8 protein-coding genes, 1 tRNA gene and 1 pseudogene are annotated in these 10790 nt (G+C 71.1%); 2 read left to right on the forward strand and 8 right to left on the reverse strand.

Annotated features, from left to right (window positions below; translation table 11 throughout):
* The coding region (locus G6017_RS00940) for a Rho termination factor N-terminal domain-containing protein (RefSeq protein ID WP_182615467.1) at positions 1 to 565 on the reverse strand (565 nt) is incomplete at its 3' end.
* 471 nt (positions 566 to 1036) lie between these two features.
* Here G6017_RS00940 and G6017_RS00945 point away from each other — a divergent pair.
* On the forward strand, positions 1037 to 2707 hold the full coding sequence (locus G6017_RS00945) for an AMP-binding protein (RefSeq protein ID WP_179525560.1): 1671 nt from the start codon (positions 1037 to 1039) through the stop codon (positions 2705 to 2707).
* Between the two features lie 48 nt (positions 2708 to 2755).
* Here G6017_RS00945 and thrB read toward each other — a convergent pair whose 3' ends face one another.
* Genes thrB through argS form a run of 5 tightly spaced genes read right to left on the reverse strand, consistent with a single transcriptional unit; the run spans position 2756 to position 9210 of the window.
* The gene (gene thrB / locus G6017_RS00950) at positions 2756 to 3718 is read right to left on the reverse strand and encodes a homoserine kinase (RefSeq protein ID WP_179525561.1); all 963 of its coding nucleotides are present in this window, start codon (positions 3716 to 3718) and stop codon (positions 2756 to 2758) included.
* Complete coding sequence (gene thrC / locus G6017_RS00955) at positions 3715 to 4797, reverse strand: threonine synthase (RefSeq protein ID WP_179525562.1); 1083 nt, start codon at positions 4795 to 4797, stop codon at positions 3715 to 3717. Before thrC ends, thrB begins: the two co-directional genes overlap by 4 nt.
* Entirely contained in the window at positions 4794 to 6146 is a 1353-nt protein-coding gene (locus G6017_RS00960) for a homoserine dehydrogenase (protein WP_179525563.1), read from the reverse strand. The genes thrC and G6017_RS00960 overlap by 4 nt, the downstream gene beginning before the upstream one ends.
* Positions 6143 to 7561: a diaminopimelate decarboxylase gene (gene lysA / locus G6017_RS00965; RefSeq protein ID WP_179525564.1), complete on the reverse strand. Its 1419-nt coding sequence runs from the start codon at positions 7559 to 7561 to the stop codon at positions 6143 to 6145. The genes G6017_RS00960 and lysA overlap by 4 nt, the downstream gene beginning before the upstream one ends.
* Positions 7558 to 9210, reverse strand: a complete 1653-nt coding sequence (gene argS, locus G6017_RS00970) for an arginine--tRNA ligase (RefSeq protein WP_179525565.1) — start codon at positions 9208 to 9210, stop codon at positions 7558 to 7560. The genes lysA and argS overlap by 4 nt, the downstream gene beginning before the upstream one ends.
* 190 nt (positions 9211 to 9400) lie before the next feature.
* On the opposite strand from argS, the gene G6017_RS00975 reads away from it, so the two are divergent.
* Positions 9401 to 9476 (forward strand) — tRNA-Arg (locus G6017_RS00975).
* Between the two features lie 79 nt (positions 9477 to 9555).
* On the opposite strand, the gene G6017_RS00980 is transcribed toward G6017_RS00975, so the two are convergent.
* Together G6017_RS00980 and G6017_RS00985 are read right to left on the reverse strand one after the other, a co-directional pair.
* Positions 9556 to 10035, reverse strand: coding sequence for a MarR family winged helix-turn-helix transcriptional regulator (locus tag G6017_RS00980; protein WP_241731074.1), 480 nt, complete (start codon positions 10033 to 10035; stop codon positions 9556 to 9558).
* A gap of 74 nt (positions 10036 to 10109) precedes the next feature.
* Positions 10110 to 10790 (reverse strand): annotated as a pseudogene (locus tag G6017_RS00985) (AAA family ATPase); the annotation flags it as partial.

Raw genomic sequence — 10790 nt, forward strand, 5'->3', positions numbered from 1 at the left:
CCTGCTGATCGCGGCCCTGCTGATCGGGGTTCTGCTGATCACCGGACTGCTGATCGCGGGCGCGACCGCCCTGCTGACCCTGATCCTGACGACCCGAGCCCTGGTCGTCGCGGTTCTGCCCGCCCCGACGCTGCCGGTTCCCCTGGTTCTGACCCTGCGCCTGGTTCTGGTTCTGGCCACCGCCGCGCGGGCCGTCCTCGCGACGGTTCCGTTCGCCCTGGTCCTGCCCGTCCCCGCGGCCCCGGCTCTCGGCGGGCGCCTCACCGCCACCCCGAGTCGAACCCTCGTCCGCCTTCCTGGGTTCGCGCGCGGGCTGCTGGCCACTCGGCGGCTTCTGCGCGTCGGACCGGGGGGCACTCTCCGCGGTCGCGGCCGGCGCGGACTGGGCGGGAGCCTGGGACTTCCCGCCGCGGGCGGAGTCGATCATCGCCACCAGATCGCCCTTGCGCTTGCCTGACAGGCCCTTGAGGCCCATCTGCTGCGCCAGGGACTTGAGGTCCGCCAGTCGCATGGCTGCCAGTGCGGCACCCTGCGGAGGCGTGGAGTGGGTTTCCGTCGAGGTCACGGGTGTCCTTTCTGGGCCCGGGCCGAGGCGGTGTCCACCGCTTCGCACCGAGCAACTGTCCGGGACGCGGACGGGCGTCCCGGGTGGCCGCTGAGGCCTTCCGTGGCGGCGAACTGGCCGGACACGGATTCGTCTGAGGGGGATGTACACGAGGTGACGCCCACCGCGCCGACGTCATGTTGACCGTCGACTACGGACGAGACCCACTCACGGGCACGACAATCCCAGTTGACCACTCGCCGTTCGGCCGCTCCCACCGTGACCTACTCACGAGCTGCCGTCCGCCGAGGCGGACGGTGAACTGGAGATGTCTCGGGATGCGGGGACGACCGGGCGTCCGTGGCTTCGGCAAGCATACTACCCGCAGTCGGTCTCCACACGCGTCCCCCTCGCGAGTCCCACGGGCGTGTCCGCATCCCGGTCGACGGGCGGTAACCTACAGCCCACTGCGGCCGCGCGGAAGGAGGTCTGATGTTCGGAACGATGCTCGACACCCCGTTGCTCGTGTCCCGGATCCTCGACCACGCCGCAGAGCGCCACTCCGGCTCCACGGTCACCGGTTTCGTCGGGGACATGGAGCCCCGGACCCTTCGGTTCGACGTGATCGCCGCCAGGGCCGCGGCCCTGGCCCACGCCCTCACCGATCTCGGCGTGGGCGAGGGTGACGTCGTGGCCGTTCTGTCCGGCAGCCGCACCGAGGTCGTCGAGTCGCTGTTCGCGATCCCGTCGATGGGAGCCGTCGCGCTGTCGGTCAACGTCCTTAGGTCCCGGTCCTTCCTCCTCGCGGCGCTCCGCGACAACGACGTCTCCGTCGTGTTGGTGGATCCCGAACTGCTCTCTCTCGCACTCGAGGTGGTCGCCGACCTGGAGCACGTGCGCCACCTCGTCGTCTTCGACGCCCGGGTCGCCGGGGACACCACCGACCTGTCCGGGGACGGTCACGAGGTGGAACTCCACGCCCTGGAGGCCCTCCTCGACGGACGGCCGACCACCTATCAGTGGCCCGAGCTGGACGAACGCGCCGCGGCGGCGCTGGCCTACACCTCCGGCACGACCGGCCTGTCCAAGGCGGTGGCGTTCACCCACCGCTCGATCTGGCTGCACTCGATGCAGATGTGCATGGCCGAGAGCGCGGCGCTCCGCAGCGGGGACACCGTCCTGACGACCGTGCCGATGTACCACGTCCTGTCCTGGGGCCTGCCCTACGCGGCGTTCATGACCGGGGCGAGCATCATCACCGCCCGGCCGCGACCTGGTCAGGCCATGCACTCCGGCCGCGACCTGGCCGATCTGCTCGCCACGTTCAGACCCAACAAGGTCGCGACCACGCCGGCCTCCCTGCAGCGCCTCCTCCGCCGGCTGGAGACCAACCCCCAGCCGCTCGGCCACCTGGGCGAGGTCCTGGTCGGCGGCTCGCCGGTGCCGGAGGCGCTGTTCGACGCGTTCGTCACGCGACACGGGGTCACCATCATGCAGGCCTACGGCCTGACCGAGTCGAGCCCGATCGCCACGTTCGCCCGGGCCGACCCCCATTCGTCCGCGACCCACCGCCGGGCACAGATCCTCGGGCAGGGCAGGTTCCCCGCCGGGGTCGAGGCCCGGATCGTCGAAGCCGGGCGTGTCCTGCCGAACGACGGGTGGTCGGTCGGCGAGCTACAGATCAGAGGACCCTGGGTCACCGCACGCTATCTCGGCGACGACGCGACCGACCGGTTCGTCGACGGTTGGCTGCGCACCGGGGACATGGCGACCATCTCCCCCAGGGGCTACCTCGACGTGGTCGACCGGGTGGACGACATCATCGCCTCGGGGGGCGAGCTGATCTCCTCGGTGGAACTCGAGCACGCCGTCCTGCGGGACGAGCGGGTGGCCGATGCCGCGGTGATCGGCGTACCGGACGAACGCTGGGGCAACCGCCCCATGGTCCTGGTCCACCTCAAACCCGGCGCGTCCGCCACCGCGCGGGCGCTCTGGGAGTCGCTGGAGGGCCATGTGGAACTGTGGAAGCGACCGGACCACTGGGCGTTCGTCGACGACATCCCCCGCACGTCGGTCGGAAAGTACGACAAGCGGGCGATCCGTGCCCTCCACGCCGACGGGGCCTATCAGGTCACGACCATCTCACCGGGCTCCACCACCTGACCGGGGTCACGGCCCGGCCGTGAACCCCCGTCGTGCGAGCGGACGTCCTCACTCCCCGACGAGAACCCGGGCGCCCTCCGCGATCCGGAGATCCAGGACCTGCCATCCCTGCGCCTCGGCGTCCCCGCGCAGGTCCGCGGGCAGCGCGGAGGTCCCCAGCACCAGGACGGTGGGGCCCGCCCCGGAGACCGTCGCGGCGAGTCCACGGTCCCGGAGCCGGCCGACCCACTCGGTGGTGCCGACGAGCGCCGGGGCCCGGTAGGACTGGTGGAGCCTGTCCTCGGTCGCGGCCAGGAGGAACTCCGGGTGCGAGGCCAGGGCCACCGACATCAGTGCGGCCCGACTGGCGTTGAAGGCCGCGTCCTCGTGGGGGACCATCTCCGGGAGCAAGCCCCGGGTCTGCGCCGTCGACGAGGTCTCGGCCGGCACCAGCACGGTGGCGACGATCGTCGGATCGACGTCCATGCGCACCGCGCGGTAGGTCACGGCGGTCGCCGATCGCTCGGTCCACGAGACCACGACCCCGCCGAGCACGCTCGCCGCCGCGTTGTCGGGATGCCCCTCGAACTCGCTCGCGAGCTGTACCAGGTGCTCGTCGGTCAACACGCCGCCCATGAGACCGTTCGCCGCGACCAGTCCCCCCACCGCGGCGGACGCGGAGGACCCGAGACCCCGGGAGTGCGGTATCGCGTTGGTACAGGCGATCCTGACCCCAGGGGCGCCCGTGCCGCCGGCCCGCAGTCCCGCCTCCACCGCCTTCGCTACCAGGTGGGAGGCGTCGGCGGGGACCTGACCGGCCCCCTCGCCCGAGACCTCGAGCTCGAGCCCCGAGCCGATGGTGGTCACCGTGATGGTGTCGTACAGGCCCAGCGCCACGCCCAGGGCGTCGAAACCCGGCCCGAGGTTGGCGCTGGACGCGGGCACCTCGACGGTGACCGAGCGACCGACCGGCAGGATACGTCCCCCGGAGCTGCCGAAGACCTCGGGGCCGGTACCGGTCACGTCGCTCATTCCAACCCGAGAGCGCCGGCGACGGCGGTCGGATCCACCGGGATGGCCTCCACCTCGGGCATGCCCAGGAGGGCGGTGTCCGGGTCCTTGAGCCCGTTGCCGGTGACGGTGCAGACGATCGTCTGACCGGGCTCGAGTTCCCCGTTGGCGTGCGCGTCGAGCAGTCCCGCGACCGACGCCGCGGAGGCCGGCTCCACGTACACGCCGTCCTTGCCCGCAACGGTGCGGTACGCCTCGAGGATCTGCTCGTCGGTGCGCTTGCGGAACGTGCCACCGGACTGGTCACGGGCGGCGACGGCGCCGTCCCAGGACGCCGGCGCGCCGATGCGGATGGCGGTGGCGATGGTCTCCGGGTTCTTGACCGGCGCCCCGTCCACGAGGGGCGCCGCGCCCGCGGCCTGCACGCCCATCATCCGCGGGCGGGTCGAGACGATGCCGTCCGCGTGGTACTCGCTGTAGCCCTTCCAGTACGCGGTGATGTTGCCCGCGTTGCCCACCGGGAGGAAGTGCAGATCGGGTGCGCGTCCGAGCACGTCGACGATCTCGAACGCGGCGGTCTTCTGGCCCTCGATCCGCACCGGGTTGACCGAGTTGACCAGACCGATCTCCGCGTACGTGGCGGTGGTCTTACGGGCCAGCTCCAGGCAGTCGTCGAAGTTGCCGTCCACCTGGATGATCGTCGCCCCGTGCATGACCGCCTGCGCCAGCTTCCCCGCCGCGATCTTGCCCTGCGGGATGAGAACCGCGCAGCCCATCCCGGCGCGGGTCGCATACGCGGCGGCCGAGGCGGAGGTGTTCCCGGTCGAGGCACACAGGACGGCCTTCTGGCCCCTCGCCCTGGCGTCGGTGACGGCCATGGTCATGCCGCGGTCCTTGAACGAGCCCGTCGGGTTGAGGCCCTCCACCTTGAGGTAGACCTCGCACCCCGTGACCCCTGAGAGGTAGGGCGCCGGGAGGAGCGGGGTCCCGCCCTCGAAGAGCGTCACCGGCTCCCAGGCGTCCCCGATCGGGAGCCGGTCGCGGTAGGCCTCGATGAGGCCGGGCCAGCGGTGGTGCACGGGCTGATGGGTGCTGCTCATTCGGTGTCCACTCCCTCGAGTCGGATGACGCTGGTGATGACCGAGACCGCGTCCTGGTCGGAGAGCGCGGCGACCGTGTCGGCGAGCGCGCGCTCCGAGGCACGGTGGGTCAGGACGGTGAGCTCCGCGGTGGGCTCGGAATCGTCGAGCTCCGACTCCGGGAACTCGACCTCGGTCTGCCGCACCTGGGCGATGGACACCCCGTGGCGGGAGAACTCGGCGGCGACCAGCGCCAGCACCCCGGGCTTGTCGGCCACACGCATCCGCACGTGGTACCGCGTGGAGACCTCGTCCATCGAGGCCACGGGGAGGGCCGCGTAGGTCGACTCGCCGGGTGCGCGACCCGAGTCCACCTTGTTGCGGGCCGCCGCGACCATGTCCCCGAGCACGGCGGAGGCGGTCGGGGAACCTCCCGCACCCTGTCCGTAGAACATGAGACGGCCGGCCGCCTCCGCCTCCACCACGACGGCGTTGAAGGCGCCGTTGACGGTGGCGAGCGGATGGCTGTTGGGCAACAACGCGGGGTACACGCGCGCCGAGACGGCCTCGCTGCCGTCCTCCCGCCGCAGCTTCTCGCAGATCGCGAGCAGCTTGATGGTGCAGTCCATGTCGCGGGCGGAGGCGAAGTCGTCGGGCGAGATCCTGGAGATCCCCTCCCGGTAGACGTCGCCCGCCGTCACCCGGCTGTGGAATGCGATCGAGGCCAGGATCGCGGCCTTGGCCGCCGCGTCGTACCCCTCGACATCCGCCGTGGGATCGGCCTCCGCGTACCCCAGCCTGGAGGCCTCCGCGAGGGTCTCCGCGTAATCGGCGCCCGTGGCCCCCATCGCGGAGAGGATGTAGTTGGTGGTGCCGTTGACGATCCCGAGGACACGCTCGACCTGGTCGCCGGCCATCGAGCGACGCAGCGGTCCGATCACCGGGATCGCGCCGGCCACGGCCGCCTCGAAATACAGGTCGGTGCGGGTCGAGTCCGCGGCCTCCGCCAGTTCGTCGGTGTACTCGGCCAGCAGCGCCTTGTTCGCGGTGACCACGGCCTTGCCGTGACGGAGCGCCTCGAGGAGGAGGGGACGCGGCACGTCGATGCCGCCCATCAGTTCGACGACGACGTCGACGTCGTCCCGGGAGACGAGCGAGGCCGGGTCCGCGGTCAGGAGCTCCGGGTCCACCCCGCGATCGCGGGTCAGGTCGCGCACGGCGACACCCCGCAGGGCCAACGGGGCCCCGATGCGGGAGGCGAGAGCCTCCGCGTTCTCCGTCATGTAGCGGATGACCTCGGTGCCGACGGTGCCCATTCCGAGCACCGCCACTCCCACGGGTCGCACGCCTGACGCCGTTGCGTCGCTCACTGTCCCACCTCCAAGCTCGTCAGATCGTCCAGGGTTTCACGTCGGAGCACCAGGCGTGCCCGTCCGTCGCGGACCGCGACCACCGCGGGCCGCCCGATCAGGTTGTACCGGCTCGACATCGAGTAGCAGTAGGCCCCGGTCGCCGCGACGGCCACCAGGTCACCCGCACCGACGTCCTCCGGCATCCACAGGTCACGCACCACCACGTCACCGCTCTCGCAGTGCTTGCCCACGAGCCTCGCCACGACGGGTTCCGCCGACGAGGCGCGGCCCACCAGCCGGGCGTCGTACACGGCGTCGTACAACGCCGTCCGGATGTTGTCGCTCATCCCGCCGTCGACACTGATGTAGCGGCGGCTCTCCCCACCCGCGAGCTCGACGTCCTTGACCACGCCCACCTCGTAGAGGGTGACGGTGCCGGGTCCGGCGATCGCCCGGCCGGGTTCGACGACCAGCGTGGGGGGCGCGAGGCCGACGTCCCGTGAGAAGCCGTCGACGATCTCCGTCAGGGCGGCGGCCAGCTGGGCGACCGGGGGCGGGTCGTCGGAGGCGACGTAGCTGATGCCCAGTCCGCCACCCAGGTCCAGGTGATCGAGCTGGGCCGTGCGCTCGACACCGAACTCGTCGACGATGTCGCGCAGGAGGCCGATCACGCGGCGCGCGGCGAGTTCGAAGCCGTCGACGTCGAAGATCTGGGACCCGATGTGGCTGTGCAGGCCGGTGAGCCGGATGTGCGGTGCCTCGAACACCCCGCGGACGGCCGCCATCGCCGCACCGCCAGCGAGGGAGAACCCGAACTTCTGGTCCTCGTGGGCGGTGGCGATGAACTCGTGGGTGTGCGCCTCCACGCCCACCGTCACCCGGATGAAGACGTCCTGGACCACGCCCTCCTCGGCGGCGATGCGGTCGAGCAGGGCGATCTCGGACATCGAGTCGAGGACGACGTGCCCGACCCCGCTGCGCACGGCGAGCCTGAGTTCGTCGGCGGACTTGTTGTTGCCGTGCACGGTGATCCGGTCCGTCGGGAACCCCGCACGAAGGGCCACCGCGAGCTCGCCACCGGAGGCGACGTCCAGGCTCAACCCCTCCTCCGCCACCCAGCGCGCCACCTCGGTACACAGGAACGCCTTGGACGCGTAGTGGACCCGGTCGGCGCCCCCGAAGGCCTCCGCCATCTCGCGGCAGCGCGAGCGGAAGTCGTCCTCGTCGATGACGAACAACGGGGTGCCGAACTCGGCCGCCAGCTCATCCGCCGCGACCCCGGCGAACTCCACCACCCCGTCCCCGCGACGACCCGCACCGCGCGGCCAGACCGCCGGATCCAGGGCCATCACCCCGCCCGCGTCGGTGGGACGCTCGCCGATCCCGGGCGCGTGCGGGAACTCGTGCCGGGACCCGGCCGGGTGCGCGCTCACATCTTCTCCGGGGCGGTGACGCCGATCAGCCGCAGTCCGTTGGCCAGCGTCTGTCGGGTCGCCGTGCTGAGCGCGAGCCGGGCGGCGTGGAGCGGCCCCGCATCCTCGTCACCCATCGGCAGGACGCGACACGTGTCGTAGAAGCGGTGGTAGGCGCCCGCGAGTTCCTCGAGATACCTGGCGACCCGGTGCGGTTCGCGCAGCTCGGCCGCGCTCGCCACGACCCGGGGGAACTCACCGATGGTCCGGATGAGCGCGCCCTCCCGGTCCTCGACCAGGAGCGCGAGGTCGGCGGCGTCGGTGGTGACCCCCAGGTCGGCGGCGTTCCGGGCGAGGGAACACAGGCGGGCGTGCGCGTACTGGACGTAGAAGACCGGGTTGTCGTTGGTCGCCGACGTCCACAACTGCAGATCGATGTCCATGGTCTGGTCCACCGAGGAGCGGATGAGCGCATACCGAGCGGCGTCCACCCCGATCGCGTCCACCAGGTCGTCGAGCGTGATGACGGTGCCGGCGCGCTTGCTCATCTTGACCGGGACGCCGTCCCGCACGAGGCTGACCATCTGCCCGATGAGGACCTCGATCGCCGCGGGGTCGTCCCCCAGTGCCGCCGCCGCGGCCTTGAGACGGGCGATGTACCCGTGATGGTCGGCACCGAGCATGTAGATGCACAGGTCGAAACCGCGGTCCCGCTTGTCCAGGAAGTAGGCGATGTCACCGGCGATGTAGGCCGCGTTGCCGTCGGACTTGAGGACCACACGGTCCTTGTCGTCCCCGAAGTCCGTGGAGCGCAGCCACCAGGCGCCCTCGGACTCGTACAGGTTGCCGTTGCCCTTGAGCACCTCGATCGCCCGGTCGACGGCGCCGGAGGTGAACATCGAGTTCTCGTGGGTGTAGACGTCGAAGACAGTGCCGAACTCCGCGAGCGACGCCTTGATGTGGGTGAACATCAGATCGACGCCCGTGGCGCGGAACGTCTCGAGCCCCTCGGCCTCCGGCAGTTCGAGGACGTCCGGGTGCTCCGCGACGACCCGGGCGGCGATGTCGTCGATATACGCTCCCGCGTACCCGTCCTCCGGAGTCGCCTCGCCGCGGGCCGCGGCGGCCAGCGACCTGCTGAACCGATCGATCTGGGCACCGTGGTCGTTGAAGTAGTACTCCCGGGTCACCTGCGCACCGGATGCCTCGAGCACGCGCCCGAGGGCGTCGCCGACCGCCGCCCAGCGGGTGCCTCCCAGGTGGATGGGGCCGGTCGGGTTGGCGGAGACGAACTCGAGGTTCACCCGACGACCGGCCATCGCGTCCCCGGTGCCGTACGCCTCGCCCTGCTCGATGACGGAGGCCACGAGCGACCCCTGGGCACCGGAGTCGAGGCGGATGTTGAGGAATCCGGGGCCGGCGATGTCCGCCGACGCCACACCGGGATCGGCGGCGAGCGCGGTGGCGATCTCCTGCGCCAGATCCCGCGGAGAGGCTCCGACCTTCTTGGCCAACTGCAACGCGATGTTGGTGGCGTAGTCGCCGTGCTCCGGGTTGCGCGGGCGTTCGACCGTCACCGTGTCCGGCACCACCGAGATGTCGGCTCCACGCTCGGTGAGAACGGTGATGAGAGCGGCGCGGATGACGGCGGCGAGGTCGGCGGGAGTCACGTCTTCCTATCCTAGGTGTCGGCACGTCGGCAGCGGAATCGGACACCGGCGTCCGCCCGCCCTCGCGACGCGGGCGGGCCCGATGCGGTCACGATCCCGCCCCGGTGCTACGATCGGTCTCGCTGTTCAGCAGGGCGGTTCGAAGTAGTCGCCCGGCGATCGGCCTCCGGCCCGGAAAGGCCGGTATCCCGCCCTCGTAGCTCAGGGGATAGAGCGTTGGTTTCCGGTACCAAAGGTCAGGGGTTCGATTCCCTTCGGGGGCACCACGACAGCGGGGCCCGGGCTTCTCAGCCCGGGCCCCGCTGCTATTTCCGTTCGTACGCTCCGGCGCGACCCCGGACCCGATCAGCTCGGCAGGGTGATCCCGTCGACCTCGCCGATGCGGGTGACCACCCGCTCGAAGATCTCGGTCAGCGTGCCGACCTCCTCCGGGGTGAGGACGTCGACCAGAAGCTCCCGGACCTTCTCCACGTGCATGGGGGCCACCCGGGCGATCGCCTCGGCGCCCTCCGCGGTGAGGGTGACGATGGTGCCCCGGCCGTCTTCCGCGCACTCCCCCTTGGCGACGAGTCCCCGGGCCTCCATCCGCCTGACCTGATGCGACACACGGCTGCGGTCCCAGCCGAGAGCCGCCCCCAGATCACGGGCGCGCAGGCCCCGACCGTCCGCCTCGCTCAGGCTGACCAGCACCGAGTAGTCGGACTGGGACATCGACGCGTCGCGCTGGAGCTGGCGTTCGATCGCGAGGTCGAGCAACTGATTGACTTCCCGGTACCGGCGCCACATGCACTGTTCTTCATCGCTCAACCAGCGTGTCTCGCTCATGGGGCTATTACAGCACGCCGACCCGCCGCTGCGTCCTCCAGCCACCGGCCCGCCGCGGACCGGCCGGACCGCCCTCAGTCGCGGGCCGATGCCGACCTGCGCATGACGTGGGTGCGCGCGCTGCCGACACCCGCGAAGCGTGAACGGTCGCAGGTGAGGACGATGACCTGTGACGTGGAGGCCGCGGCGGCGATGACCGCACCCATCGTGAGGCGACGGGAGGGATCGGTGTACCCCATGGTGTCGTCGAGGAACACCGGGACACCGTTGTCCCCCACGAGTCTGGCGCAGGCGATTCTGACGATCACGGCCAGCTGTTCCCTGGCCCCGCCGGACAGGGAGTCGTAGTCGACGGAGACCTCCCCGATCCTCCGGCTGAGAATGGTGAGGTCCTCCCCCAGTCGCACGTCGAACTCGCGCCCGTAGACCAGTCGCCCCAGTTCGACCACCGACCGGTGGAACGGCTCCTGGTAGGCCCGGAGAGCCTCGGACCGTCGTTGTTCGAGGGTCCGGTAGAGCAGGTCCGCCGCGCGTGCCCGCCGCCACAGGGCGGAGTTCTCCCTCTGCGCGGCCTCGACCTCACGTTCCGCCACCGCGACGTCCCCGAGCCGTCCCTGGTCTCCGATCGCGTTCACCCGACCGAGCGCTGTGGCCACCGCCGACGCGCACTCCCTCTCCTCGGCGACGAGGGCGGCCAGTGAGGCTCGCGCGTTCTCGAGGAGTTCCGGCGGCGCGTCGGCGAGCGTCTCGTCCAG

Origin of the sequence: Dietzia sp. B44 (assembly GCF_014145245.1) — a bacterium.
GTDB lineage: Bacteria > Actinomycetota > Actinomycetes > Mycobacteriales > Mycobacteriaceae > Dietzia > Dietzia natronolimnaea.